Annotated in this window: 26 protein-coding genes; 12 read left to right on the top strand and 14 right to left on the bottom strand. The window is 75.4% G+C overall.

Annotated features, from left to right (window positions below; genetic code table 11):
- Positions 1-169: 169 nt before the first annotated feature.
- Positions 170-691, bottom strand: a complete 522-nt coding sequence (locus tag K353_RS25275; RefSeq protein WP_111555842.1) for a hypothetical protein — start codon at positions 689-691, stop codon at positions 170-172.
- A 216-nt stretch (positions 692-907) separates the two neighbouring features.
- Between K353_RS25275 and def the strand changes: the two genes are divergently transcribed.
- From def to K353_RS25260, 3 genes are all read left to right on the top strand, one after another.
- Positions 908-1,453, top strand: a complete 546-nt coding sequence (gene def, locus K353_RS25270) for a peptide deformylase (protein WP_100835238.1) — start codon at positions 908-910, stop codon at positions 1,451-1,453.
- A 208-nt stretch (positions 1,454-1,661) separates the two neighbouring features.
- Positions 1,662-2,594 (top strand): methionyl-tRNA formyltransferase, encoded by a 933-nt coding sequence (gene fmt, locus K353_RS25265; protein ID WP_111555841.1) that lies wholly within the window; start codon positions 1,662-1,664, stop codon positions 2,592-2,594.
- A gap of 163 nt (positions 2,595-2,757) precedes the next feature.
- Positions 2,758-4,191, top strand: a complete 1,434-nt coding sequence (locus tag K353_RS25260) for an RsmB/NOP family class I SAM-dependent RNA methyltransferase (RefSeq protein WP_111555840.1) — start codon at positions 2,758-2,760, stop codon at positions 4,189-4,191.
- A gap of 93 nt (positions 4,192-4,284) precedes the next feature.
- Here K353_RS25260 and K353_RS25255 read toward each other — a convergent pair whose 3' ends face one another.
- On the bottom strand, positions 4,285-5,115 hold the full coding sequence (locus K353_RS25255) for a helix-turn-helix transcriptional regulator (protein ID WP_111555839.1): 831 nt from the start codon (positions 5,113-5,115) through the stop codon (positions 4,285-4,287).
- Positions 5,116-5,217: 102 nt separating this feature from the next.
- On the opposite strand from K353_RS25255, the gene K353_RS25250 reads away from it, so the two are divergent.
- Both K353_RS25250 and K353_RS25245 read left to right on the top strand, forming a co-directional pair.
- Entirely contained in the window at positions 5,218-6,027 is an 810-nt protein-coding gene (locus tag K353_RS25250; RefSeq protein ID WP_111555838.1) for an SDR family oxidoreductase, read from the top strand.
- Positions 6,028-6,232: 205 nt separating this feature from the next.
- Complete coding sequence (locus K353_RS25245; RefSeq protein WP_100835233.1) at positions 6,233-7,204, top strand: aldo/keto reductase; 972 nt, start codon at positions 6,233-6,235, stop codon at positions 7,202-7,204.
- A 144-nt stretch (positions 7,205-7,348) separates the two neighbouring features.
- On the opposite strand, the gene K353_RS25240 is transcribed toward K353_RS25245, so the two are convergent.
- Complete coding sequence (locus K353_RS25240; protein WP_370447654.1) at positions 7,349-8,071, bottom strand: leucine-rich repeat domain-containing protein; 723 nt, start codon at positions 8,069-8,071, stop codon at positions 7,349-7,351.
- Positions 8,068-8,577: a GNAT family N-acetyltransferase gene (locus tag K353_RS25235; protein WP_233533824.1), complete on the bottom strand. Its 510-nt coding sequence runs from the start codon at positions 8,575-8,577 to the stop codon at positions 8,068-8,070. Before K353_RS25235 ends, K353_RS25240 begins: the two co-directional genes overlap by 4 nt.
- Before the next feature lie 237 nt (positions 8,578-8,814).
- On the opposite strand from K353_RS25235, the gene K353_RS25230 reads away from it, so the two are divergent.
- Entirely contained in the window at positions 8,815-9,441 is a 627-nt protein-coding gene (locus K353_RS25230; protein ID WP_233533823.1) for a C39 family peptidase, read from the top strand.
- Between the two features lie 127 nt (positions 9,442-9,568).
- On the opposite strand, the gene K353_RS25225 is transcribed toward K353_RS25230, so the two are convergent.
- Complete coding sequence (locus K353_RS25225) at positions 9,569-10,423, bottom strand: hypothetical protein (RefSeq protein WP_111555836.1); 855 nt, start codon at positions 10,421-10,423, stop codon at positions 9,569-9,571.
- Positions 10,424-10,744: 321 nt separating this feature from the next.
- Between K353_RS25225 and rpe the strand changes: the two genes are divergently transcribed.
- Complete coding sequence (gene rpe / locus K353_RS25220) at positions 10,745-11,428, top strand: ribulose-phosphate 3-epimerase (protein ID WP_111555835.1); 684 nt, start codon at positions 10,745-10,747, stop codon at positions 11,426-11,428.
- 131 nt (positions 11,429-11,559) lie between these two features.
- Here the strand turns inward: rpe and K353_RS25215 are convergent, their stop codons facing one another.
- Positions 11,560-12,156: an O-methyltransferase gene (locus tag K353_RS25215; protein ID WP_111555834.1), complete on the bottom strand. Its 597-nt coding sequence runs from the start codon at positions 12,154-12,156 to the stop codon at positions 11,560-11,562.
- A gap of 195 nt (positions 12,157-12,351) precedes the next feature.
- Between K353_RS25215 and K353_RS25210 the strand changes: the two genes are divergently transcribed.
- Positions 12,352-13,398, top strand: a complete 1,047-nt coding sequence (locus tag K353_RS25210; RefSeq protein WP_233533822.1) for a patatin family protein — start codon at positions 12,352-12,354, stop codon at positions 13,396-13,398.
- 134 nt (positions 13,399-13,532) lie between these two features.
- Here the strand turns inward: K353_RS25210 and K353_RS25205 are convergent, their stop codons facing one another.
- Positions 13,533-14,057 carry a hypothetical protein gene (locus tag K353_RS25205; protein WP_146616569.1) on the bottom strand — a complete coding sequence of 175 codons (525 nt, stop codon included), beginning with the start codon at positions 14,055-14,057 and terminating at the stop codon, positions 13,533-13,535.
- 293 nt (positions 14,058-14,350) lie between these two features.
- Complete coding sequence (locus K353_RS25200) at positions 14,351-15,994, bottom strand: hypothetical protein (protein ID WP_111555832.1); 1,644 nt, start codon at positions 15,992-15,994, stop codon at positions 14,351-14,353.
- A 143-nt stretch (positions 15,995-16,137) separates the two neighbouring features.
- Between K353_RS25200 and K353_RS25195 the strand changes: the two genes are divergently transcribed.
- A complete protein-coding gene (locus K353_RS25195) occupies positions 16,138-16,950 on the top strand; it encodes a DUF6348 family protein (protein ID WP_146616568.1) in 813 nt (270 codons plus the stop codon).
- 130 nt (positions 16,951-17,080) lie between these two features.
- Here K353_RS25195 and K353_RS25190 read toward each other — a convergent pair whose 3' ends face one another.
- From K353_RS25190 to K353_RS25180, 3 genes are all read right to left on the bottom strand, one after another.
- Positions 17,081-17,614 (bottom strand): NUDIX hydrolase, encoded by a 534-nt coding sequence (locus tag K353_RS25190; protein WP_305000336.1) that lies wholly within the window; start codon positions 17,612-17,614, stop codon positions 17,081-17,083.
- Positions 17,611-19,110, bottom strand: a complete 1,500-nt coding sequence (locus K353_RS25185; protein ID WP_111555830.1) for an SDR family NAD(P)-dependent oxidoreductase — start codon at positions 19,108-19,110, stop codon at positions 17,611-17,613. Before K353_RS25185 ends, K353_RS25190 begins: the two co-directional genes overlap by 4 nt.
- A gap of 172 nt (positions 19,111-19,282) precedes the next feature.
- The gene (locus tag K353_RS25180) at positions 19,283-20,248 is read right to left on the bottom strand and encodes an AEC family transporter (RefSeq protein WP_111555829.1); all 966 of its coding nucleotides are present in this window, start codon (positions 20,246-20,248) and stop codon (positions 19,283-19,285) included.
- Positions 20,249-20,897: 649 nt separating this feature from the next.
- Between K353_RS25180 and K353_RS25170 the strand changes: the two genes are divergently transcribed.
- Both K353_RS25170 and K353_RS25165 read left to right on the top strand, forming a co-directional pair.
- Complete coding sequence (locus K353_RS25170; protein WP_146616567.1) at positions 20,898-21,650, top strand: transglycosylase SLT domain-containing protein; 753 nt, start codon at positions 20,898-20,900, stop codon at positions 21,648-21,650.
- A 291-nt stretch (positions 21,651-21,941) separates the two neighbouring features.
- Positions 21,942-23,381, top strand: coding sequence for a GuaB1 family IMP dehydrogenase-related protein (locus tag K353_RS25165; protein WP_111555827.1), 1,440 nt, complete (start codon positions 21,942-21,944; stop codon positions 23,379-23,381).
- Between the two features lie 110 nt (positions 23,382-23,491).
- Here K353_RS25165 and K353_RS25160 read toward each other — a convergent pair whose 3' ends face one another.
- The 3 genes from K353_RS25160 to K353_RS25150 all read right to left on the bottom strand — a co-directional run bounded on the left by K353_RS25160 (position 23,492) and on the right by K353_RS25150 (position 26,289).
- Positions 23,492-23,836, bottom strand: coding sequence for a hypothetical protein (locus K353_RS25160; protein WP_111555826.1), 345 nt, complete (start codon positions 23,834-23,836; stop codon positions 23,492-23,494).
- 82 nt (positions 23,837-23,918) lie between these two features.
- Entirely contained in the window at positions 23,919-25,466 is a 1,548-nt protein-coding gene (locus K353_RS25155; RefSeq protein ID WP_111555825.1) for a hypothetical protein, read from the bottom strand.
- 118 nt (positions 25,467-25,584) lie between these two features.
- Positions 25,585-26,289, bottom strand: a complete 705-nt coding sequence (locus K353_RS25150; protein WP_111555824.1) for a DUF5995 family protein — start codon at positions 26,287-26,289, stop codon at positions 25,585-25,587.
- Positions 26,290-26,461: 172 nt separating this feature from the next.
- On the opposite strand from K353_RS25150, the gene K353_RS25145 reads away from it, so the two are divergent.
- The gene (locus K353_RS25145; RefSeq protein WP_199528238.1) at positions 26,462-26,776 is read left to right on the top strand and encodes a hypothetical protein; all 315 of its coding nucleotides are present in this window, start codon (positions 26,462-26,464) and stop codon (positions 26,774-26,776) included.
- The last annotated feature ends 8 nt before the right edge of the window (positions 26,777-26,784 follow it).

Raw genomic sequence — 26,784 nt, 5'->3', positions numbered from 1 at the left:
CGCGGGGAACCGCGCGCGGCGGGAGTCGCGCGTCAGCGAGGTCGCGGGGTGGTGCGGGTTCCGGTCCTGCGTCGCGATCTGGCTGTGCGTGCTCGGTCGGCCGCGCAGTTCCCCGCGCCCCTGGTTTCGCGCGCCCCTGGTTTCGCGCGTTCCGGGTTCGTCCGGGGCGTCAGCGGGTGCGCTGGGGCATCAGGGGGCTGGCCTGGCGGGCCTGCGGGATCGGGGGGCGGGCCGCGGCGGCGGCGTGTTCGGCCGGGGTGGTGGCGAGGGTGGCGGTGGTGGTGACGGGCGGCGGGGCGGTGGGGGTCTCGGTGTCGCGCGGGGTGGGCAGGAGTTCGCCGGTGGGGCGGCGCATGCCGTAGCGGCGGTGGACGGCCTGCTTGGTGACGCCGAGGGCGGAGCCCACGGAGTCCCAGGAGAAGCCGAGGGCGCGGTCGAACTCGACGGCGGCGGCGACCAGGGTCTCGACGCTCTCGCGCAGTTCCTGGGCGAGCCGGACCGTCGGGGCCGGGGCGCGGCCGTAGACCACGAACCCGGCGGACGTGCTGGGGCGGCGGGGCCGGTAGACGTTGCCCAGCTGGGCGGTGAGCGTGCGCAGGGCGTCGACCTGGCGGCGGACCCGCTCGATGTCCCGCACCAGCAGGTGCAGGGACGCCCGGGCCCGGGCGTCGTGGTTGATCTGCTCGGCCATGGCCTCGTTGCCACCTCTCGGTCGGGTCGCGTGCTCGGGGCGCTCGCGCGTCCCGGTCAATTCGCATTGACCAACGCACGGCGGGTCGTTGGGTCACGCGCGGACTGCGACTCGGGATATGCCAGTGGCCGCTCCGGAGCGCCGCCGGGAATTGCATAGACTTCCCGGAGGCCGTCCTTTCCGGGCGGTCCTGTCGGTGCAGAGGGAGTCGCAGTCTTGGCAGTTCAGCCGATCCGGATCTTCGGGGACCCGGTGCTGCGGGCCACCGCGAAGCAGGTGACCGTCTTCGACAAGGAGCTGCGGAAGCTGGTGAAGGACCTCACCGACACCATGCTGGAGGCTCCCGGGGCCGGGCTGGCGGCGCCGCAACTGGGCGTCTCGCTGCGGGTGTTCACGTACCACGTGGACGGCGTGGTGGGCCACCTGATCAACCCGGACCTGTCGCTCAGCGAGGAGGAGCAGGACGGCCCCGAGGGGTGCCTGTCGCTCCCCGGCCTGCGGTTCGACACCAAGCGGGCGTACGGGGTGGTGGCCCGGGGCGTCAACATGTACGGGGACCCGGTGACGGTGGAGGGCACCCAGCTGATGGCGCGGTGCATCCAGCACGAGACCGACCACCTGGACGGGATCATCTTCATCGACCGGCTGGACCGGGAGGCCCGGAAGGCCGCCATGAAGGCGATCCGGGAGACGGACTGGGGCGGCGGCCCCGCGCCGACGGTGCGGATCTCGCCGCATTCCACCTTCGGCCCGATCCGCTGACGGTCCGGTCCGCCCGGCGGTTCGGCCGCCCGACGGTTCGTCCGCCGACCGCGCGCGGACGCCGCCCGACGCCGGGCGGGAAAGCGGTGCCCGGAACGGCGGCCCGCCCGGCGGGCATTCTCCGGCAATCCGATGTTCCGACCGTTCGAATCCCAGTGATCCCAGCGAACCCAGTGATCCCCGTGATCCCAGTGAAAGGCCCCCGCCCGTGCGTCTCGTCTTCGCCGGCACCCCCGAGGTCGCCGTTCCCGCCCTGGACGCCCTGCTGGCCTCCCGGCACGAGGTGGTCGCCGTGGTGACCCGCCCCGACGCGCCGGCCGGGCGCGGGCGCAGGCTGGTGGCCAGCCCCGTCGCGCAGCGCGCCGAGGAGGCGGGCATCGAGGTGCTCAAGCCGGCCCGGCCGAGCGAGCCGGAGTTCCTGGCCCGGCTGGCCGAACTCGCCCCCGACTGCTGCCCGGTGGTGGCGTACGGCGCGCTGCTCCGGCCCGGCGCGCTGGAGATCCCGGTGCACGGCTGGGTGAACCTGCACTTCTCGCTGCTGCCCGCCTGGCGCGGCGCCGCGCCCGTGCAGCACGCGGTGCTGGCGGGCGACGAGGTGACCGGCGCGTCCACCTTCCTGATCGAGGAGGGCCTGGACTCCGGGCCGGTGTTCGGCGTCCTGACCGAGACGGTCAAGCCCACCGACACCAGCGGCGACCTGCTCGGCCGGCTCTCCCGCGCGGGCGCCGAGCTGCTGGTGCGCACCATGGACGCGATCGAGGACGGGCAGGCCCGGCCCGAGCCGCAGCCGCTCGCCGGGGTCTCGCTGGCGCCCAAGCTCACCGTCGAGGACGCCCGGATCGAGTGGACCCACCCCGCGCTGCGGGTCGACCGGGTGGTGCGCGGCTGCGCGCCCGCGCCCGGCGCCTGGACCACCTTCCGCGGCGAGCGGCTCAAGCTGACCGGCCCGGTGCGCCTGCTGCCGGGCGAGGGCGCGCTGGCGCCGGGCGAGCTGGCGGTGGCCAAGAACAGCGTCCGGGTCGGCACCGGCAGCCACGAGGTGGAGCTCGGCGAGGTCCGTCCGCAGGGCAAGAAGGCGATGCCGGCCGCGGACTGGGCGCGCGGCGCCCGGATCGAGACCGGGGAGCGCTTCGAGGGTTGAGGGTCGAGGGCCGAGGGCTGTCGGCCGTACGGGAGCGGGGGCGGGACCGGACGACGGCGACGGCGACGGCGGGGGGCGGGCGGCGGGTTCGGCCTAGACTTGGGGCGAGACCCCTCGGTGGGTCGGACCTGATCCGCAGCACCTTTGTTTCGAGGCACCCGTTGTGAGCACCCCAGCCGGCGCGAAGCGCGCCCCCCGTCCGCACCGCCGTCCCAAGAAGGACCCCGCCCGGATCGTCGCGTTCCGGGCGCTGCGGGCCGTCGACGAGCGCGACGCGTACGCCAACCTGATCCTGCCGTCGCTGCTGCGCGAGGCCGAGCGCAAGGGCATGGAGCGGCGCGACGCCGCGCTCGCCACCGAGCTGGTGTACGGCACGCTGCGCGGACAGGGCACCTACGACGCGGTCATCGCGGCCTGCGTGGACCGCCCGCTGCGCGAGGTCGACCCGCCGGTGCTGGACGTGCTGTCGCTGGGCGCGCACCAGCTGCTCGGCACCCGGATCCCCACCCACGCGGCGGTCTCCGCGACCGTCGAGCTGGCCCGGGTGGTGCTCGGCGACGGCCGGGCCAAGTTCGTCAACGCCGTGCTGCGCAAGATCAGCGCCCAGGACCTGGCGGGCTGGGTCGCCCAGGTCGCCCCGCCGTACGAGGACGACGCCGAGGACCACCTGGCCGTCGTCCACTCCCACCCGCGCTGGGTGGTCTCCTCGCTGTGGGACGCGCTCGGCCGCTGGCAGCCGGACGCGAGCGGGCGGCAGGCGATGGAGCGGCTGCTGGAGGCCGACAACGCCCGCCCCGAGGTGACCCTGGTCGCCCGGCCCGGCCGCTCCTCGGTCGCCGAACTGCGCGACGCGCTGCCCGAGGTCGAGGACGGCCGCTGGTCGCCGTACGCGCTGCGGCTCACCGACGGCGGCGACCCGGCCGGGGTGGACGCGGTGCGGGAGAACCGGGCCGGTGTCCAGGACGAGGGCAGCCAGCTGGTCGCGCTCGCCCTCGCCGACGCGCCGCTGGACGGCCCCGACCGGCTCTGGCTGGACGGCTGCGCGGGCCCCGGCGGCAAGGCCGCGCTGCTCGGTGCGGTCGCCGCAGAGCGCGGCGCGGCGCTGGTCGCCTCCGAGAAGCAGCCGCACCGCGCCCGGCTGGTGGCCCGCGCGCTGGACGGCAACCCCGGCCCGTACGCGGTCATCACCGCCGACGGGACGCGGGGCGCCTGGGAGCGCGGGGCGTTCGACCGCGTCCTGGTCGACGTGCCGTGCTCGGGCCTGGGCGCGCTGCGCCGCCGCCCGGAGGCGCGCTGGCGGCGGCGCCCCGAGGACATCGCCGGATTCGGGCCGCTGCAGCGGGAGTTGCTGCGTTCGGCGCTGGACGCGGCGCGGATCGGCGGCGTGGTCGGCTACGCGACCTGCTCGCCGCACCTGGCGGAGACCCGGGCGGTGGTCGACGACGTGCTGCGCGGCCGGGAGGACGTGGAGTGGATCGACGCCCGCCCGCTGCTGCCCGGCGTCCCCGACCTGGGCGACGGCCCGGACGTCCAGCTCTGGCCGCACCTGCACGGGACGGACGCGATGTACCTGGCGCTGCTGCGGCGAACCGCCTGACGGCGGGCGGAGGACGGGGCGGCACCCCGGGCGGGGGCGGCACCCCGGGTCGGGGCGATACCCCAAGAGGGGGCCGGTGCCGCCCCGGCGGGGTCAGCCGGTGAGCGTCTGGGTGCCCAGGACGGAGAGCAGGGCGAGGCGCTCGGCGTCCTCGGTGTCGGGCTCGGCGGTGTAGACCATGATGCGCAGCCGGCTCCCGGAGACGTGGAGGACGTCGCAGTCCAGGGTGAGCGGGCCGACGGCGGGGTGGTCGACGGTCTTGCGGCTCGACTCGTGCTCGGCGGTGGTCCCGGTGTCCCAGAGCTCGGCGAAGCGGGTGCTGCGCCGTCGGAGCCGGGTGATCAGCTCGGTGAGCGCGGCGTCGTCGGGGTAGAGGGCGCTGGTGCGGCGGAGGTCGGCGGCGAGGAGCCGCTGGAGGGCGCCGTTGGATTCGGGGGTGTGGCGCACCCGGGTGGTGGAGGTGACGAAGGCGCGCCAGGCGGCGTTCAGGTCGGGGCCGGTCCACTCTCCCATCAGGGCGGTGTGGAGGGGGTTGGCGAGGAGCTGGGTCCAGGCGGCGTCGTAGACCGCGACGGGGGTGGTGGTGAGGCGGTCGAGGATGCGGTGGACGCCGGGGGTGAGGTGGCGGGGGACCGTCCCGGGGCCGGGCACGGCGAGTCCGGCGAGGCGGAAGAGGTGTTCGCGTTCGCCGCTCTCCAGGCGCAGGGCGCGGGCGAGGGCCTCGACGACCTGGGGCGAGGGGTTGCGGGCGCGCCCCTGCTCCAGGCGGACGATGTAGTCGGCGGAGATCCCGCTCAGGTGGGAGAGCTCTTCGCGGCGCAGCCCGGGGGCGCGTCGGCGGCCACCGGCGGGAAGGCCGGCCCGGTCGGGGGCGATGCGGTCGCGCCAGGCGTGCAGGGCCGCGCCGAGTTCCGTCGAGGGCATGCCCTCATTGTGGCAAGAAGGCGCCTCGTGTTTCCTGGTACCGACGGTCCCAGGAAGGCGGGTCCACTCCCTGGTGGGACGATCGCCGCGCATGCTGGAGGCATGAGCGAGACACGACGCAAGGAAACACCCGCCGAGGGCCGGCTCGCCCTCGTCACCGGCGCGACCTCCGGCATCGGCAGGGCGTTCGCCGAACGCTTCGCCGCCGACGGCTACGACCTGATCGTCGTCGGCCGCCGCCGGGAGCGCCTGGAGGAGTTCGCCGCCGCGCACCCCGAGGTCGGGGTCCGCACCGTCGCCGCCGACCTCTCCACCGAGGAGGGCATCGACGCCCTCGCGGCGATCTGCGCGGCCGAGCCGCTGGACGTGCTGGTCAACAACGCCGGCGTCTCCCACTACATGCCGCTGGCCGACCTGCCCGCCGACAAGGCCCGCGAACTCGTCAACGTCAAGGTCCTGGCCCCCACCCAGCTGATGCGCGCCGCGGTGGGGCCCATGCAGCGGCGCGGGACGGGCACCATCCTCAACGTCGCCGGCATGATCGCCTTCTCCGGGCCCGCCGACAAGAGCGTCATGCCCCGCCGCGCCGTCTACGCCGGGACCCTGGCCTACCTGGTCGCCACGACCCAGGCCCTGGCCGCCGAGGTCGAGGACTCCGGCGTCACCGTCGCCGTGGTCTGCCCCGGCGTGGTGGCCACCGAGTTCCACTCCTCCCAGGGCATGGACCTGAGCGCCGTCCCCCGGATGAGCGCCGAGGACCTCGTCACCGGCGCCCTGCGCGGCCTGGAACTCGGCGAGACCGTCATCGCCCCCGGCGTCGAGGACGACCGGCTGCTGCGGAACGTGTTCACCGCCGACCTCGCCGCGTTCGGCGGCCAGTCCCCGGCCCTCGCCACCCGCTACACCGCGTAGTCGCCTCTGTCGTCACCTTTCGCGGGGTGGACGGTTCCTGACGGCGGGTCGGGCGCGAGTGCGGACGCGGTGCGCGGGTGCGGGTGCGGGTGCGGACGCGGTGCGTGGGGTCGGGGGCGGCGCGGCGGGCGCGGCCGGGCGTGGCCGGTGCCGGACGGGCGGGTGGTACTGGACAAGTCGGCCGGTGCGGCGGAGGGTGGAAGCCATGGAGTACACCCACCTCGGCCGCACCGGCCTGTCCGTCTCCCGGCTCTGCCTGGGCACCATGAACTTCGGCCCGCACACCGTGGAGGCCGACGCGCACCGGATCATGGACGCTGCGCACGGGCACGGCATCAACTTCTTCGACACCGCCAACGTCTACGGCTGGGGCGAGAACAGGGGCCTCACCGAGAGCATCATCGGCAACTGGTTCGCCAAGGGCGGCGGACGGCGCGAGAAGACCGTGATCGCCACCAAGCTCTACGGTGACATGGGCGACTGGCCCAACGAGGGCAAGCTCTCCGCGCTCAACATCCGCCGCGCCGTGGACGCCAGCCTGCGCCGCCTGCAGACCGACCACATCGACCTCTACCAGATGCACCACGTCGACCGGGACACCCCCTGGGACGAGGTCTGGCAGGCGATGGAGGTGCTCACCCTCCAGGGCAAGATCATCTACGTCGGCTCCTCCAACTTCGCCGGCTGGCACCTCGCCCAGGCCCAGGAGACCGCCAGGGCCCGCAACTTCCTCGGCCTGACCAGCGAGCAGTCGCTGTACAACCTGATCGAGCGCAGCGTCGAGCTGGAGGTCGTCCCCGCCGCCCAGCACTACGGACTCGGCCTGATCCCGTGGTCCCCCCTGCACGGCGGCCTGCTCGGCGGCGTGCTGCGCAAGGAGCGCGAGGGCGTGCGCCGCGCCGAGGGCCGGGCCCAGGACACCCTGAACGAGCACCGCGAGCAGATCCAGGCGTACGAGGACCTGTGCGAGGAGCTCGGCCACGAGCCCGGCGACGTCGCGCTGGCCTGGCTGCGCGGCCGGCCGGCCGTCACCGCCCCGATCATCGGCCCCCGCACCGAGGAGCAGCTGGACGCGGCGGTGCGCTCGCTGGAGGTCCGGCTGGACGCCAAGGCGCTGGAGCGGCTGGACGAGATCTTCCCCGGCTACCGCACCGCGCCGGAGCACTACGCCTGGTGAGGCGCTGACGGCTGGCGGCGGCTGACGGTCGTCTGTCGCGGGCGGTCCGGCGAGGGTTCCTCCTCCGCCGGGCCGCCCGTCCGTCCGCTCGTCCGTCCGTCCGTCCGCCCGCCCGTCACCCGTCGCCCGTCCGTCCGGGTCGGGTCAGAAGTACACGGTGCAGCCGCGCCGTTCGAGGGTGTCGACCAGGTGCGGGGCGGGCGGGTGCGGGGTCCAGCGCAGGTCGAGCTTCTCCAGCGCGGGGAGTTCGGCCAGCCAGGGCGGGACCTGCGCCAACGGGTTGCCGCGCAGATCGAGTTCGCGCAGCAGCGGGAGTCCGGCCAGCGCGGGCGGCAGGGCGGTGAGCCGGTTGTCGCGCAGTTCCAGGCAGCGCAGCGCGCGCAGCCCGGAGAGCGCGGCGGGCAGCGCCGTCAAGTGGTTGCCGCGCAGGCGCAGTTCGCGCAGCCGGGACAGCGCGCCGAGGGCTGCCGGGAGGGCGGTCAACCGGCAGTTCTGCGCGCGCAGTTCGAGGAGTTGCTCCAAGTCGCCGATGCTGTCCGGGAGTTCGGTGAGCGGATTGTCGCCGACGTTGAGGTAGCGCAGCCGGTGCAGGCGGCCGAGGGTGGCCGGCAGCGCGGTGAGCCGGTTGTCGTGCAGGTAGAGGAAGCCGGACAGGCCGGTGAGGGCGCCGATCCGGTCGGGGACGGCGGTGAGCGCGTTGTGCCCCAGGTCGAGGGTCCGCAGGCAGGTCAACTCCCCTATGGTGTCCGGGAGTTCGGTCAGCTCGTTGTCCGCGAGGATCAGCACCTCGGCGTCCGTGCGGGTCCACACCCCGTCCGGTACGGCACGCAGGCCCGCCCGCCACAGGTTCACCACCGGCCCGGTCACAGGACCTTCTCCAGCCAGTGCGCGGCGTACGGGTTGGTGTTGTACGGCGGGATGTCCGCGTAGCCGGCGGCCGTGTACAGCGCGCGGGCCTCGGCGAACTCGGCCATGGTGTCCAGCCGCAGCCGGGTGTGGCCCAGCGCGCGGGCGGCGTCCTCGGCGGCGGCGAGCAGGGCGCGGCCCAGGCCGTGCCCGCGGGCGGACGGGCGGACGTACAGCCGTTTCAGCTCGGCGCTGCCGGGGGTGCCGGCGGCGGGGGTGCCGGGGTCGGCGGGGTCGGTGTCCAGGGTCCGGACGCCCGCGCAGCCGGCCGGGCGGCCGTCCAGCCGGGCGAGCAGGAAGACGCCGCCGCGCGGCGCGGTGAGTTCGAGGTCCGCCGGGGCCTCCTCGGCGGGCAGCGCTCCGGCGGGCGGGAGCCCGCTCCAGCGGCGGCGCACCTCGGCCCGGTACTCGGTCAGCAGCAGGCGGGCGTCGGGGGAGTCGACGGGTTCGGGGCGGATCTGGGCCACGGCGGTTCCGTTCGGGGGCGGGGTGGGACGGGGCGGGGTGGGACGGCTGGGGGCGGGTGGGCGTGAGGACGGACGATACTGCCGAAACGGCGGGCGGGCGATCACGCGGGCGGGCGGTGGCCACCGCGTCCGCCGGGCCGCGCGGCGCGGTCCCGCCCGCTGCCGGTGGGGTGGCGGTTCCCGGTGTCGCGGACGGCGCTCCGGGGGACGGGGACGAACGTGCGCCAGGATGGCCGGGTGAAGCCGATCAGCCATCAGGTCCCCTACTACTCCCAGTGGGAGTCGCCCGAACTCGTGCCCGACATCCTGGACGGCACGCTGCGGGCCGCCGACGACCCGCTCTGGGAGCGCTCCGGCGCCGCCGACGAGGACGAGTACGAGTACTGGTCGTGGCGGCTGTGCGGGATGGCCTGCCTGCGGATGGCGCTCGACCACTGGTGGGGCGTCGCCCCGGCGGCCGTCCCGCTCGCCGAGGAGTGCCAACGGGCCGGGGCGTACGTCCGGCACCCCGACGGGCGGCTCGACGGCCTGATCCACGCCCCGTTCGCCGCGTACGCCCGCACCCGCTGGGGCCTGCACGCCGAGGCGGTCGACCCGCTGCCCGCCGACCGGATCGCCGCCGAACTCGCCGCGGGCCGCCTCCCGGTGCTCTCCGTCCACCCCGCCATCCGCACCCTCGCCCCCGAAGTGCCGCGCACCGGCGGGCACCTGGTGCTCGCGGTCGGCGCCGACGACGAGGCGCTGCGGATCCACAACCCGTCCGGCTTCCCCGACGGCTCGCAGCGCGCCGCCCGCGTCCCCTGGGGCGACCTGGAGCGGTTCTACTCCGGCCGCGCCGTCGTCCTCGGCCCGCCCCCGTACTGACCGGCCGGCCGGGCCCCCGGGGCAGGTCCCTGCTGATGCGGGCTGCGGGCAGCGGACGGCGACGGTGGGCGGCGTCCGGTGCGGCTGAACCCCGGCCGGGCGGCCGGGGCGGGCGATCCGCTCGGCGTCAGGCCGCGTTGGGCAGGCCGATCGGCGTGGTCGGGGGCAGGTCGGCGCGGCAGGCGGCGGAGATCGGGCGCAGCGCGCTGAGGAGTTCGTCCAGCTCGGAGCGGTGGAAGTGGGTCCAGACCCGGGAGGCGGCCAGGTCGGTGGCGGCCTCCAGGGCGAGGTGGCGGCGGCGGCCCTCGGGGGTCAGCGAGCCGTCCGGGGCCAGCCAGTGGCGGTCGGTCAGACGGGCGGCGGCCTCGTCCCACTCGGTGTCGCTCCAGCCCCGGTGCGGCTGGAGCGTCTCGCGGCGGGTGTCCAGCGCGCAGCGGACCACCAGCGCCTCGCAGCCGTCGAGGCCCTCGGTGACCAGGGCGGCGACGTGGCCGTCGCCCCGGTGCTCGCGCAGCACGGTGGTGGCCTGCCACAGCCGGGCCAGGCGGCCCTCCGGGCGGGGGAGGTCGGCGTTCGCGGCGGCCAGCACGCGCCCACAACAGTCCAGGCCCTCGACGGCGCGTTCCAGCAGCTCCACCGAACGGTCGATCAGATCCGGCTTCACGTCCGCCAGGACGCGCCGCAGCGCACCCGTCACCCCCTCGACCCGGGCCTCCAGCGCCTGCTCCGGGCTCGCCAGCGTCCACACCTCCGGCAGCGCCCGTTCAACCATCTGCGGCGCGAAGTTGAAGAACGCGGCCACCACCGGCGCCGCGTCCACCGCGCCCAACGGCGCCGAGCGGCCGCCGAAGTAACCGCGCCAGTAACCGCGCAGCCCCGCCGCCTCGTACGCGGCGCGGGCCTCGGGGGAGAAGTAGGTGAGGGCGTGGACGGGTTCGAACAGCCACCAGAGAGCACGTGCGGGGTGGACGACCTGGGTCATCGGACGCCTTTCGTGAGGGGCGAGCAGCGTTGGGTCCGCCTGCTGTGGAGCCTGCCAGAGCGGGCCGACACCGGGAAGGGGAAGTGTTTCGGCCGTGTGAACACTTCGGGGGGTGCGCCTCCGCGACGCGGGGGCGTTCCTGGGCGGGTCCGCCGCCCGGTCCGCTGCCCGATCTGCTGCCCGATCTGCTGCCCGGCCTGCTGCCCGGCCTGCTGCCCGGCCTGCTGCCCGGTCCGCTGCCCGGCCGTCCGGCGGACGGGGGATGATGGTCGGGGGCGGTCGCCCGGGCCGCCCGCACCGAGTCGTGAAGGTACCCTCGCCATGGCGCAGATCAACCCCAGCATCCTCTCCGCGGACTTCGCCCGCCTCGCCGACGAGGCCGAGGCGGTGCGCGGCGCGGACTGGCTGCACGTCGACGTGATGGACAACCACTTCGTCCCCAACCTCACGCTGGGCGTGCCGATCGTCGAGTCGCTGGCCCGCGCCACCGACACCCCCCTCGACTGCCACCTGATGATCGAACAGCCCGACCGCTGGGCCCCGCAGTACGTCGAGGCCGGCGCCGGCTCCGTCACCTTCCACGTCGAGGCCGCCGCCGCCCCCGTCCGGCTCGCCCGGGAGATCCGGGCCAAGGGCGCCCGCGCCTCGATGGCGCTGCGCCCCGCCACCCCGATCGAGCCGTACGAGGACCTGCTGCCCGAGCTGGACATGGTGCTGATCATGACGGTGGAGCCCGGCTTCGGCGGCCAGGCGTTCCTCGACATCATGCTCCCCAAGATCCGCCGCACCCGGCAGCTGATCGACAAGCACGGCCTCGACCTGTGGCTCCAGGTCGACGGCGGGGTCGCCTCCGCCACCATCGAGGCCTGCGCCGAGGCCGGGGCCGACGTGTTCGTGGCCGGTTCGGCGGTCTACGGCGCGGCCGACCCGGCGGAGGCGGTCCGCGCGCTGCGCGCCCAGGCGGAGGCGGCGAGCGCCGAGGCCTGGTGGGCCTGCAAGCACTGAGGCCGCCTCGGCGGCTGACGGGCGGGTGCGTCTGCGTCTGTGTGTGGGGGCGTGGGCGGGGACGGGGCGGGTGCGTTCGCGGGATTCGTCCGGACACGGGGGTGCGCGCGGACCCGCCCGTCGAGCGGGCGTCAGGGGCGGCGGGTGGCCAGCAGGGTGGACAGGTCCGGGGCGAGGCGGACCTCGGTGGTGAGCAGGGCCGGGTGGTCGTACCAGACGGTGCGGCCGGTGTCGGGCGCGCCCCGGTAGGTCGGGGGCCAGCCGGTGAGCGGGGTGAGGTCGTCGACCACCAGCGTGCCGCCGGGGGTGAGCAGGCGTTCCGGGTCGGCGGGCGCGGACTGCTTGCCGTTGCCGCCGCCGTCCAGGACCAGCAGGTCGAACGGGCCGTGCCGGTGGATCCGCGTCCAGTCACCGTGCAGCACCTCCAGGTCGGGCACGTCGGCGAACAACTCCCTTACCACGCGCACCCTTTCGCCCTCCCGCTCGACGCTCACCACCCGGACGCCCGGCCGCCGCCCGGCGAGCAGCCAGCCCAGGCCGACGCCGCACCCGGTGCCGGTCTCGCCGATCCGGCCGGTCGCGCCCGCGGCGAGGGCCTGCAACAGCCGCCCGTGCTCCGGGCGGCAGGACCGGGTGAACCCCAGCCGGTCCGCCAACTCGACGGCCCGGGCGACGGGTTCGGGCAGTGCGGTGGTGGCGGAGCGGGCGGAGGCGCCGAGGGCTGACATGGCGGCACCCTAGCGTGGCGCGGGGTGACGGGGCGGTGGGAACGGGCGGGGGACGGCGGTGGTGGCGTGGCAGGGCGGTGCACCCGGGTTCGTGTGCGACACTTCTCGGCGTTCCGGACGCCGGGCCTCGGCGGGACGTCCGGGCGGGCGGGGCGCGGGTATCGGTACGGGAGTGCGGGAGCAGGGGAGTACGGCGTGGACCAGCAGGACGGGTTCGGGATCGTGGACGCCACCGATGCCGTGGACGCCACGGGCGCGCGGGGCCGGGTCCTGGCCGCCCTCGCCGAGCGGTGGCGCACCGGCAGCCGTCCCGGCAGCCGTCCCGGCGGGCGGACCGACGGGCTGCGGATCGCGCTCGCCGTCGAGGGCGGCGGCATGCGCGGCATCATCTCCGGCGGCATGGCCCTGGCCCTCCACGAGGCCGGTCTCACCGGGGTGTTCGACGCCGTCTACGGGGCCTCCGCCGGGGCGCTGACCGGCGCCTGGCTGCTCAGCAGCGACCCCGGGCAGCTCGCGGGCTGGGCCGACGCGGAGTACGCCCGGGCGATGGTCCGGCCCGGCAACGTGCTGCGCGGCCGTCCCGTCGTCGACCTGCACAACCTGGTCGAGCACCTCTACGCGCACGTGGCCCGGATGGACTTCGACGCGATCCTCGCCAACCCCACCACCCTGCACCCGATCGCCACCCACACCGGCACCGGCGTCGCCACCGACCTCCACCCCCTGCTCACCGACCCGGCCCGGCTCCGCCTCGCCCTGCGGGCCAGCGCCGCCCTCCCGCTGCTCGCCGGACCGCCGGTGGAACTCGACGGCAGCCGCTACTACGACGCCGGGCTGGCCGAGTCCATCCCGTTCCGCACCGCGCTCGCCCAGGGCGCCACGCACGTCCTGGTGCTGCGCTCGCGGGGCCCGGTCCCGGCGGCGGTGGCGACGGCTGCGGCGGCCGCGGTGGCGGCCGGGCCCTCGCGCGGCTCCCGGATGGTCGCCCGGACGGTGCTGCGCCGCTACCCCGCGCCGCTGCGCGACTCCTACCTGGGGCGGGCCGAACGGCTGCTCGCCGACGAGGAGTTGCTCGGCCGCCACGACCTCGCCCCGCCCGCCGACGGCCCCGCCGTGCTCTCCGTCCGCCCCGGGCCGGAGGCTCCGAAGGTCGGACGGCTGACCCGGGACCCGGTGCTGCTGCGGGCCGCGATGGACGCCGGGCGGGCGGCGATGGACGAGCTGATCGTCCGGCTGTCCTGAGCCGCGCCGCGGCTGGGGCGGAGTGGGGCGGAGTGGGGCGGCGGTCGGGCGGTGGTCGGGCGGTGCGGGATCGGGCGGTGCGGGATCGGGCCGTGCCGCGCGTCGCCGCTGCCGCCGTCTCGCCGCTGCCGGGGTCAGCCGGCCCGGCGGAGCAGGACGCCGCGGCTGCCAGGGGCGAGGGTGCGTTGGGCGGGGCGCGGGGCGGCCAGGTCGATCTCCTCCACCAGCAGCCAGCCCTGTTGGGCGGAGAGCCACGGGCGGAGCCGGCAGTCCAGGGCGGGCGGGGCGAGGGCGACGAACAGCAGGTCGGTGGGGAGGGCGTGCAGGAGTTCCAGGTCCTGGCCGGCGTGCAGGGTGTCGATCAGCAGGACCGCGCCGAAGCGGCGGCGTACCGGTGGCGGGGCCGCCAGGTCGGCTCCGCTGAGCCGTAGTCGGGCCCGTCCTCGCAGTCGGTCCCAGAGGCGGGCCCGCAGGGCCGGGTCCGGTTCGGCGGCATGCACGGTGTATCCGGCCCGCAGCAGCCGTCCGGTCAGCGCGCCGTCGCCGGCGCCGAGTTCGGCCAGCGCTCCACTGCCCGGCGGCCGGTGGCGGGCGACCCAGGCGGCGGTGGCGTCCAGTCGTTCGGCCTCGTACTCGGAGGCCACCAGTGTCTCGGCCACGGTCACGTCCTGTCCCAGGGTTCCGAACGGCCGCGCGTGCGAACCGCTACGACCCTAACCAGCTGTTTCGTTCGTGGTCCATACCACCACGGTGAAAAGTTTACGGTTCACGGTCAATTCACGGACCGGGCGGGTGCGTTGCGGGCCGCGGACCGCAGGTGGCGGCGGGTGCGGCCGGGGCGGCCGGGGCAGAAGGGCGGAGCCCCGGCAGGCCCTGGCGGGGGCGCTGGCGGGGCTCCTGGGCCGTGGACCGGCTGTGGACCGGCCGTGGACCGGCGGTGGATCGGCCGGGGTCAGTACAGGTCGTCGAGGTCGCCGAGCTCTTCGAGGTCGAGCTCGAAGTCGTCGTCGTAGCGGTCGTCGCGCTCGGACTCGGGTTTGCGCTGCGGGGTGACGCGGCCCAACTGGAGGTTGGGGTACATGGCGGCGCTGAGCTCGTCGGCGATGATGCCGTCGGGGGAGGCGGTGTTCTCGGGGTCGCCCTCGGCGGTGCGGTTGGTGCGGCGCTGGGAGGCGCCGCGGATGCCGGAGCCGCCGACCGGGCCGTAGCCGCCGTGGCCCATGGCCGCCATGCCCATCATGCCGCCCGGCGGGACGCCGCGGCCGACGGAGTTGGTGGCGGTGGAGGGAGAGGAGCCGGAACCGGACCCGGAGCCGGAGCCGGAACCGCCGCTGCCCTCACCGGACTTCTGGGTCTCGATCCGGGTTCCGCTGCTGCCCCGGCCGCTGTTGCCGAGGCTGCCGGCCGGCATCGAGAGCCGGGGGACGAAGGCGCCGCCGCCCTGACCACCGGTGCCGCCGGTGCCCCCGCCCGCGCCGCTGCCGGAACCGGACCCGGAGCCGCCGCCCGCGCCGCCGCCGTGGCCGCCGGAGGCGAGCGGCTCCTTGAGGCCGAGCGTGTTGAGGCCCGAGCCGCCGCTCCTGCCGCCGGAGAGTCCGGAGCCGATCGGGCCGAGCTTGGGCATCAGGCCCGCGAACGCGGCGAGCCCCGCGTCGCCGCCGCCCAGGCGCGGGCCGTTCAGCGCGGGGGACGCGCCGGCGGAAGCGCCGTTGACGGCCGTCGCGTTGGGGCTGAGCGGGTTGGCCGCGAGCGAGGTGAGGCTGTTCAGCACCGTGCGGTTGCTGTCCTCGTTCTCGTTGAGGTTGCCCGCCATCTTGTCCATCTTGTCCGCGGTGTCGCGGAACGAGGCGAGGATGCGCTTGAGGACGTCCTCGGCGATGGTCTGCAGCACCCTCTCGGCGGCCTCGATCACCAGCTTGCCGAACTTGTCGCCGGAGTCGCCCATCTTCAGGCTCTGCACGATCCGCTGGAAGCTGGTGCCGTGCGTCTCGATGTCGTCCGCGCCGCGGCGCAGGTCGGCCGCGCACTGGGCGAGTTGGGCCAGGTCGATGGAGAAGCCCTGCCCGTTGGAGTTGCTGGCCGGGGTGGGCGCGACCTTCTGCGCGGCCTTCTCGATCATGTCCTCGATCGGCCGGGTGACGGTCTGGGCGAGCTTGCCGACCGCCGCCTCCAGCAGCTGGTTCATGATCTCGCGGCCCATCCGCAGCACCGCCGCCGCGCTCCACGGCCCGGTGGACGAGGCCGCCGCCAACTGGGCCTGGATGGAGAACAGTTGGGTGATGGACTGGGTCTTGGCCAGCTCGACCACCACGGCCGCCGCGCGCAGCACCTTGGACACCGTCTGGCAGGTCTCGACGATCACCTTGGAGTACTTGGTGATGGTGCTCCACAGCTCGGAGAGCTTGTCCGCCGATTCGCCCTGGTAGACCTCGTGCAGCAGGGTGAGCGCCTTGTCCGCCGTCATCTGGGCGCCGTCCAGCGCTCCGGCGAACTTGTCCAACTGGTCGGCCAGTTGGTTGAGCTCGTCCTCGTTGGCCGCCGGAAAACGCACGCCCAGCAGCCCGATGAGGTGGTTGAGCCCCGATGGTAGTTCCACAGCCATTGCCGCCCCCAGCTGCTGCCCGCGGTAAGTCCCTGATCGCGCAGTGCGACGATACACACAGCGGACGACATCGACTACCTGACCCGGTTCCCACCCGCACATTGTGAGCAAATCTGTACAACGTTACGGTGTGCGCCATGGCATGGGGATCATGGTGGCGCGGCCGGTCGGGCACCGGCCCGGACGCGTCCGGCAAGAGTACGGAACGACCGTCCGAGCAGGCGGTGTTGGGCGCGGTGGCGGACGAACTGTCCGCGCTGCACGGCGAGCGGTGGCGGGTCGAGGGCGAAGAGGTCCGCGGGCCGGGCGAGTTGGCGGTCCGGCTGGGCGCCGCGCCGGACGACGACCCGGACCGGCTGGAACTGGTGTTCCTGGCCGACCGGGACCGTCCGGAGACCGCCGTCCGGGACCGGGTGCCCCGGATCGACGGCGGCGACCAGGACCCGGTCCGCCGGGGCGTCGAGGCGTGGGCGTCCACCACGGGCGCCGCGCTGATCGAACTCGTCGCCCACAACGGCCGGTTCGCCGGCCACCTCGACCCCTCCGACCCGGACGGCCTGCCCGGCTGGCACGCCATCCACGGCGGCGTGGTCGGCTGGGGCACCGGCCGGCACTTCCACGACGTGCAGGACTGGCTGGTCCGCAACCCCGTGCTGCCCGCCCTCGCCCCGGCCCTGGGCGGAGACCTCGGCCGGGACCAACTCGTCGGCGTGCAGGTGCACTTCGGCGGTAGCGGTGGTAACGGCGGAAGTGCCGGCGGCGCCGGGCAGTCCGCCGAGGTGTGGGTGCACGGCGAACCGCACGCCGCCGCGTCCGCGGCCCTCGCCGGGCTGGACTGGCCCCGGGTCACCGAGGGCGACGCCTACGCCCGGACCTTCGTCCTGCTGGTGCGCCGCGCCGGGACCAGGCCCCCGGCGGACGTCCGGCTCCGGGCGGCCGAGCGCAGGTAGTGCAGATAGTGCAGGTGGCGCAGGCAGCGCACGGCGTGCAGGTGGCGCACGGCGCGGAGGACGCGTCGCGGTGGCGCTCCGGAAGTCTCCGGGGCGCCTCCGCGGGGTTCCGCAGGGGCCTGACGGTCCGTCAGGAGCCCGGTGCCGCCGCCGGGTAGTGCCAGGTGCCGCCCGGGGCGCGGTGGTCCGGCAGCCAGGCGGCCAGCACCTGCGCGGACGGGTAGAACATCGGCTCGGGGAGCGCGTCCACGGGGAAGCGCTCCCAGCCGGCGCACGCGTGCGGCTCGGTGACCAGGGCCTCGGCCAGGCTCGGCGGGGCCAGCACCGCCGCCGTCACCCGGGTGCGGCCCAGCTCGTGGTCGAGCAGCACCGCCAGCACCCGCATCTCCCCGGCGGGCAGCACGATGCCGGTCTCCTCGGCCAACTCCCGTGCGGCGGCGGCCTCGAAGGACTCCCCGGGGTGGTCCACCTTGCCGCCCGGCAGGCTCCAGGTCGGCGACTCCCCGGCGGTGGTGCGCCGCCCGAGCAGCACCCGCCCGTCCCCGGTCGGCACGATCACGCCCGCGCCGACCAGCGGCGGCAGCGGGTGCGCGGCGGCCGGGGGCCGCGCGCCGAGGGGCCGGGCATCGAGGGGCTGGGCGCCGATCGGCCGGAGGTCCGTCACCACTTGCCCTTCTGGTAGTCCTTCAGGAAGCAGCCGTAGAGGTCCTCGCCGAGTTCGCCGCGGACGATCGGGTCGTACACCCGGGCCGCGCCGTCCACCAGGTCGAGCGGGGCGTGGAAGCCCTCCTCGTGCAGGCGCATCTTCTCCGGGTGCGGGCGCTCGTCGGTGATCCAGCCGGTGTCCACCGCGGTCATCAGGATGCCGTCGGTCTCGAACATCTCCTGCGCGCTGGTGCGGGTCAGCATGTTCAGCGCGGCCTTCGCCATGTTGGTGTGCGGGTGGCCCGAGCCCTTGTAGCCGCGCTCGAAGACGCCCTCCATCGCCGAGACGTTGACCACGTACTTGCGGCGCGCCGAGGACGCGGCGAGCGCCGGGCGCAGCTGCGAGATCAGGATGAACGGGGCGGTGGAGTTGCACAGTTGCACCTCCAGCAGCTCGATCGGGCCGACCTCGGAGACGGTCTGCACCCAGCTGTTGGTGTCCGCCAGGTCCGGCACCAGGCCGCCCGCGTCGATCGCCGTCCCGGCCGCGATCCGCTCCGGCGAGGCCGAACCCGTCACCAGGGCCAGCGAGGTGACCTGCTCGGCGCTGACCGAGGGCCGCTCGCCGCTGCGCTGCCCCGGCAGCGCCGGCACGTCCACCGCGCCCGAGCCGAACCGGCCGATCACCGTGGACGCGGGCAACGCCCCGGCCGGCAGCGGCGCCGACTCGGCCGCCACCAGCTCGCGGTACGCCCCGGGGGAGCGGCGCACGGTCTGCGCCGCGTTGTTGATCAGGATGTCCAGCGGGCCGTCCGCGGCGACCTCGTCCGCCAGCGCCATCACCTGCGCCGGGTCGCGCAGGTCGATGCCGACGATCTTCAGGCGGTGGATCCACTCGGCGCTGTCCGGCATCGCGGTGAAGCGGCGGATCGCGTCGTTCGGGAAGCGGGTGGTGATGGTGGTGTGCGCGCCGTCGCGCAGCAGGCACAGCGCGATGTACATGCCGATCTTGGCGCGTCCGCCGGTCAGCAGCGCGCGCTTGCCGGTCAGGTCGGTCCGGGCGTGCCGGCGCGAGCGGTTCAGCGCGGCGCAGGAGCGGCACAGCTGGTGGTAGAACGCGTCCACCTCCACGTACCGCTGCTTGCAGGTGTAGCAGGAGCGCGGGCGCTCCAGGATGCCGGCCAGCTCGGTGGTGGTCTCGGTGCTCAGCCCGAACGCGCCCGCCGTCTCGTCGTCGATCCGCCCCGGCGCGCCCGTCGCGGTCTTCGCCGTCACCGCGCGGTCGTTGGCGGTCTTGCGGGCCCGGGTCTCCTGCCGGCGGCGCTGCTTGAGGGTGCGGAACAGGCCGCCGACCGCCAGCCGGACCCGGATCGCGTCCGGGTGGTCGACGTGGATCTCGTCCAGCTCGGCGAGCACGCTCAGGCACAGCTCCAGGCGTTCGGGGTCGATGCCCTTGCCGTAGTCGGTGTCGTCCTCGACCGGGGCGCTGCCCGGGCCGCTCTGCTGGTTCGTCACTGCCGATGCTTCCTCGTCGCCCCATCCGTACCGCCGAACTCTACGGGAGCGGCCCCCGCCGGAGCGAAGCCTGTGACCTGCCGCACTCCCGGGCCGGTGGCCCGCCGCCCCCGGACGTGTGACCTGCCGCACTTCCCGGCCACCGGTCCGCCGCGCACCCCGGCGGGTCCGGTCAACCGCCGCCCAGCGACCAGGCGATGACCGACAGCGTCAGCATCGACAGCACCGTCGACGCCAGCACCGCCGAGCGGGCCAGCACCGGAGCCGCCCCGTACAGCCGCGCGTACACGTACACGTTCTGCGCCGTCGGCAGCGCCGACAGCAGCACCGCCGCCCGCAGCTGCGGCCCCCGCAGGTGCAGCAGCAGCGCGCCCACCGCCAGCGCGGCCAGCGGCTGCCCGACCGTCTTCACCAGCACCGCGAGACCCAGCTCACCCCGGTCCGGGCGCTGCGCCGCCGCGCCCGGCGGGGTGCGCAGCGACAGTCCGAGGGTGACCAGCGCGGTCGGGACGGCCGCCGCGCCCAGCAGGTCCGCCGAGTGCGCCAGCGGCCCCGGCAGCCGCCAGTGCGCCGCCGAGAACAGCGCGCCCAGGCCCGCGCCGAGGATCACCGGGTTGCGCAGCGGCAGCAGCGCCAGGCGCCGCAGCCGCGCGGCGGGGCGGGAGGCGGGGGAGGAGGGGGAAGGGGAGGCGGTGGTCGCGTCCAGCACGGTCAGCATCAGCGGGGTGACCAGCAGCACCTGGAACAGCAGCACCGGCGCCGCGTACGAGGCGTCGCCGAGGACCTGCGCGGCGACCGGGATGCCGAGGTTGCCCGAGTTCACGTAGCCCGCCGCCATCACCGCCACCGTCCGTTCGGCCGGGGTCCGGCGCAGCCGCCGCAGCCGCCGTCCGACGGGCAGGCCCAGCAGGGACGCGATCAGCGTCCCGGCGGCGAACGCCAGTACCCAGCGGTCGGCGAAGGAGGCCAGGTCGGTGCGGGCCACCACGGTGAAGAGCGCGGCCGGCATCGAGATGTGGAACACGAACCGCCCGAGCACCGCCTCCGCGTCCGCCCCCAGCAGTCCCGTCCGCCCGGCCAGCCACCCGGCCGCCGTCAGCACCCAGATCGGCGCGAACGCCGAGACCAACGCCTCCACCCTGACCTCCCGCCGCAGTCAACCAGGCCCGCCCGGGCCCGGCGCCGGTGGGGGAGGGGGTGGGGGTGGGGCCGGGCGAAGGGGGGCGGGGGTGCGGGGGCGTGAGCCGGGTCACGGGGTGGGCGGTTCCGGTGGTCGGGCGGCTGCGGTGGGTGGCCGGGGGGAGAGCGGCGTCACAGGGCAGGGCGGTGGCCGGGGTCACACGGGGGGTGGGGGTGCGGAGCGGGGGCGGAGGGGGTGGAGCCCTTGGCGGGACTGGGTTCGGGCCCAAATTCCGAGCGTCGGGGGGAGGTTGGGCGGTGCTGTGACCTTCTTCATAGGCGGGGTGGAATACGGGGGGTCGATGGGAGTGAACTCCTTTGGCGTGCAAGGGAATTCGAGTTGTGGAGGAGTTGTGTAGGTCCCATTTGGGGGTGTTTGCCCCCTGGTTGGGGCTCCGGCAGTCTCGTGGTTGTGCCCCGAGCCGATCCGAGTGCTCACGGGGCTTCATGACGCAGCGGACCGCGAGACCAGCGCGGCGCGGCGTCCCCGGTGAGCAGGAGCCGCCGGGCCGGCCGTCCCGGGCCGAGGAACCCGCACCGAGCGGGGACCACGCATGTCCGCCCGGGCCCGGCGTGACCTGGAACCGACTCTCGGAGGTACCCGAAACATGCGACGCATCAAGCACAACCTCGGCCGATTGCCCCAGGTGCGGATGGGCCACCACCGCATGCCCGACGCCGTCCTCGGCATCGGACTGGCCGGCGCCATCGCCGTGGGCACGCTGCTGCCCGTCACCCAGGCGTTCGCCGGACCCGCGTCCCACCGCACCGACGCCGCCGCGGTCACCACCGCGGACACCCAGGACGCGAACCGCGACGGCGGCCAGGCCGCCTCCCGCAGCGAGGCGCGCGAGCCGGTCCAGCAGGACCAGCAGGCCGCGGACCAGGCGAAGCAGGCCGCCGACCAGCAGGCGGCCGAGCAGGCCGCCCAGCAGCAGGCCGCGGAGCAGGCGAAGCAGGCCGCCGACCAGCAGGCGGCCGAGCAGGCCGCCGCCGCCGCGAAGAAGACCTACCCGAACAACCTGGACGGCTGGATCCAGGAGGCCCGCGACGTCCTGGCCGCCAACGGCCAGCACGTCCCGTCCGCGAAGGCGATGCGCGCCGCCGCGATCGCCGAGTCCTCCGGCAACCCGAACGCCCAGAACAACTGGGACTCGAACGCCAAGAAGGGCACCCCGTCGATCGGCCTGACCCAGGTGATCATGCCGACCTTCAAGGTGTACGCGCTGCCCGGCCACACGGACATCCGCAACCCCGTCGACAACCTGATCGCCAGCTCCCGCTACTGCGACGCCCGCTACGGCAACATGGACAACATGGCCGCCGCCCGCGGCTACGGCGCCAACTGGCGCGGCTACTAGGAACCGCCCACCTGCGCGGAACCGCCGCTCGGCCCCCTCGGTGCACCGCACCGCAGGGGGCCGCGGCGCACCCGGGGCGGGCGGGGAGCGGCGGCTCGGGCGGGGCCGGTGGCGGGGGTTCGGAGGTTCGTACGAAGCGGCTCCGGGATCGGGGGCGTCCGGTTGTGGTGATCTTCAGGATTCGGGCGTGGGCTGGCCCGGGGCGGGGGAATCAAAGAGAATCGAACGTTGGGTGTGCGCGGCTCGGCCGCGTGCCGCCGTAACGTTTCTCCCCAGCCAGAGAGCCCCTTCATGCGCTTCCTGAACGACCTCAAGCCCGCGTACGACCTCACGTACGACGACGTCTTCATGGTCCCCAGCCGTTCCGCGGTGGGCTCCCGGCAGGGTGTCGATCTGTCCTCGAACGACGGGACGGGAACCACCATCCCGCTGGTGGTGGCGAACATGACCGCGATCGCCGGGCGGCGGATGGCGGAGACGGTGGCCCGGCGCGGCGGGCTGGTGGCGATCCCGCAGGACATCCCGATCGAGGTGGTGTCCGAGGTGATCGGCTGGGTCAAGCAGCGGCACCTGGTGCACGACACCGCGCTGACGCTGAGCCCCGGCGACACGGTCGCGGACGCGCTCTCGCTGCTGCCCAAGCGCGCGCACGGCGCGCTGGTGGTGGTCGAGGGCGGCAGGCCCGTCGGCGTGGTGACCGAGAGCGACTGCCAGGGCGTGGACCGCTTCACCAGCCTCTCCGAGGTGATGTCGCGCGACCTGCTGCTGCTGGACCGGGACATCGACCCGCGCACGGCGTTCGACCGGCTGAACGAGGCGCACCGCAAGCTCGCCCCGGTGGTCGCCGAGGACGGCACCCTGGTCGGCATCCTGACCCGGAAGAACGCGCTGCGCGCCACCCTCTACACCCCCGCCGTGGACGGCGCGGGCCGCCTGCGGATCGCCGCCACCGTCGGCATCAACGGCGACGTGGCCGGCCGGGCCAAGGCGCTGCTGGAGGCCGGGGCGGACGTGCTGGTGGTCGACACCGCGCACGGCCACCAGGAGTCGATGATCAGCGCGCTGCGCGCGGTGCGCGGGCTGGACCCGCAGGTGCCGGTCGTCGCGGGCAACGTGGTCTCGGCGGACGGCGTGCGGGACCTGGTCGAGGCGGGCGCGGACATCCTCAAGGTCGGCGTCGGCCCCGGCGCGATGTGCACCACCCGGATGATGACCGGCGTCGGCCGGCCGCAGTTCTCCGCCGTGCTGGAGTGCGCCGCCGAGGCGCGCCGGCTGGGCAAGCACGTCTGGGCGGACGGCGGCGTGCGCCACCCGCGCGACGTGGCGATGGCGCTGGCCGCGGGCGCGTCCAACGTGATGGTCGGCTCCTGGTTCGCGGGCACCCTGGAGTCGCCGGGCGACCTCCAGACCACCGCGGACGGCCGCCAGTACAAGGAGAGCTTCGGCATGGCCTCGGCCCGCGCCGTCCGCAACCGCACCTCCGAGGAGTCGGCGTACGACCGGGCCCGCAAGGCCCTCTTCGAGGAGGGCATCTCCACCTCGCGGATGTTCATCGACCCGGCCCGCCCGGGCGTCGAGGACCTGATCGACTCGATCGTCGCGGGCGTCCGCTCCTCCTGCACCTACGCGGGCGCGGCGAGCCTGGAGGAGTTCCACGAGAAGGCGATCGTCGGCCTCCAGAGCGCGGCCGGCTACGCCGAGGGCAAGCCGCTGCACTCCAGCTGGGCCTGAGCGGTCGGCGATCGGCGATCGGTAGGCGGTAGCCGGCGGTAGCCGGGAGAAGCGGGGCCGGGCACTCCGGGGGAGTGCCCGGCCCCTGCGCGCGCCTCCCGGCCCGGGCGTCAGAAGGCGTAGCCGCCGTGCTCGTCCCACGGGACGTCGAGGTCGTCCAGGTGCACGTGCCACCGCGCCCCGGGCAGGGCGCGACGCAGGGCCGTCACCGCCGCCAGGACGTGGGTGATCACCGGCAGCGCCCGGTCCGGGTCGAGCGGCAGCTTGGTGGAGCCCGCCACGATCCGCTCCGGCTCGCCGCCGCCGTCCTCGGGCAGGTCGTACAGGTACAGGCTCTCCTCGTCCCGGTACGGGAAGGACGCCAGGTGGTCGGCGGCGACGCGGGCGACCGCGGACGCCTCGGCCGCGGTCAGCGGCAGCGCACGGTCCGCGGAGTAGTAGAGGGAGACGCTCATGGCCGGAGCGTACGGGCGCGGTACGACAGCGCCGCCGGGCCCGCGCCGCCCTCTCCGCCTCCTCCGGCCGCTCCGGGGCCGGTCAGCGGTCGCGGTGCGCCGTCCCGGGGCGTACCGCGAGGCCGTGCGGCGGTTCCCGGCGGACGGTGACGGTGCTGACCGCCGTCCCGTCGGACGAGTGGACGTGGATGCGGCCCCGGGCGAAGTCCCACAGGTCGTCGTGCGCGCCGCGCTCGGTGGGCGCCCCGAGCGGCAGGTCCGCGCGGGTGGGCTCGCCCGGCATCCCGTCGACGAACGCCGCGAAGCGCTCGCTCCGGTGGCCGCGGCCGCCGATCTCGACCTCGGCGACGGCGCCGCGGCGGAGCGTCAGGCGCACCCCGGGGAGGCCGCGCACGTGGGCGACGAGCGGGTGCGCCTCCGGGCGGCCCAGGACGTCGAGGAACAGCGTGAACTCGCCGGAGCGCCACCGGTGGACGCCGGGCGGGGCGCTGGTCCCGCGCAGGACCGCCGTCACCGCGTCCGCGGTACCGGCGGCGTGCTCGGTGTGGTCGGCGTACTCGGCGTGCTTGTCGTGCTCGTCGTGCTCGGCGTACTCGACCAGGAGGTCGCGGGTGCCGTAGCGGTACAGGTCGGTGCCCGCGCCGGTCGCCGACGGCAGGCCGAGCGCGCGGTGGAAGTCCGCGCGGGTGGGCGGCCGGGCCGTCCCGGGGAGCAGGTCGGGCGCGTGCCGGTAGGCCGGGCCGGAGGCGTCCGCGCGGAGCCGGACCCGGGCGCTCAGGACCCGGCCCTCCTCGACCTGCACCTCGACGCCGCCGTCGAACGCGAGCAGCCGCCGGGGGGAGCCCGAGGACGCCGCCCACCGCCGGCCCGTACCGCCCGCGAGCCGCGCCACCTCCCGGAAGGCCGGGCCCGCCTCGGGCTCCCCGAGCGCGGCGAGGAAGGCGCGGACCGGGCCCTCCGGCAGCGGCCGCGGGGCCGGGCGCTCCAGGGCGATCTCGACCAGGCCGCCGTCGGCGTACCCGAGCCGCACCCGGTCGCCCTCCACGGCGTACACGTCGCCGCCCGCCTCCACCGGATCGCCCAGGACCGCCCGGGCCCGGGCGCGGTCGCTGCCCGGGGGCAGCCCGCCGATCAGCGCGGCCGGGCGGGGGTGGGCGCCGTCGCCGACCAGCCGGAACACCCGGTCGGCGGTGCCGTCCGGGCCGGTGGCGAGGCGTCGGGAGACCTCGGCCCGGGCGCTGTCCGCGGGTTCGTCCCACGCGTCGACGTGCCACCAGAGCTCGCCCTCGAACCGGGGCGGCAGCATGCGGGCCCGGCACGGGGACCACCGCTCCGGGTACCAGGACCCGCCGCCCGGGTGGAACAGCAGCAGGTCGTCGTGCTCGCCCCGCCAGCACTCGCCCTCGAACGGCCCCAGCCCCTCACCGGCGAGCGCCGCGGCGTACTGCTCCTCCGTCAGCGCGAACAGGGCGTCGGCGGAGCCGTGGCCGACCTGCTGGTCGACGCCGACCCAGGCCCGGCCCGTCGACACCTCGACGCCGAGGCTCGGCCGGCGGGCGACCTGCACGAAGTGCCGCGGGTCGGGGCCCCGGCGCTTCGACCCCTGCTCGTCCTTCGTGCGCTTCGCCATGGCTGTTCCGTCCCGTGTTCGCGCTCGTGCCCGTGTCCGTGTCCGCCCTCGTCCGGAGGCCGTTCCGGCGTTCGTCCCGCCCGGCCCGCCGGTGGACCCATCATCGGGCACCGGTCCGTCAGTCCCCGGAGCGCGGTCGGTTCGGGCTGAGCGGGGTGAGCGGGGTGAGCGGGGTGAGCAGGGCGCGGCCGACCATGCCGACGGAGCCGGAGAGGGCGTCGGCGACCAGGTCGCGGGCGGGCGGCAGGCGGCGCAGCTCCCACAGGGCGAGGACGGAGGCCCAGGCGGCGTCGCGGGCGCGGTCGATGCTCCAGACGGACAGCACGTGCAGCAGCGCGCCGCCGGCCGGGACGGGCAGCAGGGAGGCGCGGACCTCGGCCTCGACCCGGGCGAGCAGGGCGTTGATCCGCAGGTAGTCGGCGTGCAGCCGGTCGGGGGTGCGGTCGGTGAGGCGGCAGGTGTCGAGGACGGCGAGCGGGAGGTCGTTCTCGATGTGGGCGTTCATGCCCGCCAGGGCGAACTGGAGCGGGTGGACGCCCGGGGCGGCGCGCAGCTCGAACAGCGGGCGCCAGCAGGCGGCGGGACGGTGTCCGGCGCGGTTGTCGTCGACGGCGGCGAGGTAGCGGGCGGCGAAGACGGCGTCGAGTTCGGCCATGGCGACCGGGTCGTCGAAGTACCCGGCGGCGAGGTGGTCGCGGACCAGCCGGGTGACGGTCAGGTACATCGCGTTGAACACGGCGACCCCGTCGCGGGGCGGGAGTTCGGCGGCCAGGTCCGTCATCCGGTCGACCACCTGGTCCACCGTCAGTACCGGTGCGGTCATGCGCACGCTCCCATCGGGATGATCGGACAAGGGGATGGTGGGCTGATACTCCGTCACCTTCGCAGCCGGGCGCGCCACTGCCAAGGTGCACACGTGGCGCGGGCGGGTGGAAAACCGCGGCGCGCGGGACGGGCGAAAACCGGGTGCGGGACGGGCGAAAACCGGGTGCGCGGTGCGCCGCTACTCCCAGGCGGGGCCGCTGCCCGCCGTCGACCCGGCCGCGCACGGCGCGGCCACCCTCGGCGACCCGCTGGTCAAGGTCAGCGGCGAACTGCCCAGCCTCAACCAGGTCCGCCGGGTCGCTGCGGCGGGCGGCCTGAGGCTGGTCGTCGAACACACCGACGGCGCGCGGCACACCGTCCCGCTCACCCGCACCGACGCGGACGAGCGCCTGCTCGTCGTCCTCGGCGCCCACGGCCTCGCCCGCCCGACTGCCACCCGCCGGGTGTTCCTGCGCTGCGGGCGGAAGGTGCTGGAACTGACCTGAGCGGGGGC

This window comes from Kitasatospora sp. SolWspMP-SS2h (assembly GCF_003259315.1).
Classification (GTDB): Bacteria; Actinomycetota; Actinomycetes; order Streptomycetales; family Streptomycetaceae; genus Kitasatospora; species Kitasatospora fiedleri.
Note: the sequence above shows the minus strand (reverse complement) of the source record. Positions and strands in the feature narration are given on the sequence as shown.

What these genes read in the sequence shown, in the direction of transcription:
- K353_RS25250 (WP_111555838.1), top strand. Translation starts at nt 5,218, where the DNA reads ATGAGCGAGACACGACGCAAGGAAACACCCGCCGAGGGCCGGCTCGCC.
- K353_RS25255 (WP_111555839.1), bottom strand. Translation starts at nt 5,115, where the DNA reads ATGCCCTCGACGGAACTCGGCGCGGCCCTGCACGCCTGGCGCGACCGC.
- K353_RS25160 (WP_111555826.1), bottom strand. Translation starts at nt 23,836, where the DNA reads ATGAGCGTCTCCCTCTACTACTCCGCGGACCGTGCGCTGCCGCTGACC.
- K353_RS25245 (WP_100835233.1), top strand. Translation starts at nt 6,233, where the DNA reads ATGGAGTACACCCACCTCGGCCGCACCGGCCTGTCCGTCTCCCGGCTC.
- K353_RS25215 (WP_111555834.1), bottom strand. Translation starts at nt 12,156, where the DNA reads ATGTCAGCCCTCGGCGCCTCCGCCCGCTCCGCCACCACCGCACTGCCC.
- K353_RS25275 (WP_111555842.1), bottom strand. Translation starts at nt 691, where the DNA reads ATGGCCGAGCAGATCAACCACGACGCCCGGGCCCGGGCGTCCCTGCAC.
- K353_RS25195 (WP_146616568.1), top strand. Translation starts at nt 16,138, where the DNA reads ATGGCATGGGGATCATGGTGGCGCGGCCGGTCGGGCACCGGCCCGGAC.
- K353_RS25225 (WP_111555836.1), bottom strand. Translation starts at nt 10,423, where the DNA reads ATGACCCAGGTCGTCCACCCCGCACGTGCTCTCTGGTGGCTGTTCGAA.
- K353_RS25155 (WP_111555825.1), bottom strand. Translation starts at nt 25,466, where the DNA reads ATGGCGAAGCGCACGAAGGACGAGCAGGGGTCGAAGCGCCGGGGCCCC.
- K353_RS25170 (WP_146616567.1), top strand. Translation starts at nt 20,898, where the DNA reads ATGCGACGCATCAAGCACAACCTCGGCCGATTGCCCCAGGTGCGGATG.
- K353_RS25150 (WP_111555824.1), bottom strand. Translation starts at nt 26,289, where the DNA reads ATGACCGCACCGGTACTGACGGTGGACCAGGTGGTCGACCGGATGACG.
- rpe (WP_111555835.1), top strand. Translation starts at nt 10,745, where the DNA reads ATGGCGCAGATCAACCCCAGCATCCTCTCCGCGGACTTCGCCCGCCTC.
- K353_RS25165 (WP_111555827.1), top strand. Translation starts at nt 21,942, where the DNA reads ATGCGCTTCCTGAACGACCTCAAGCCCGCGTACGACCTCACGTACGAC.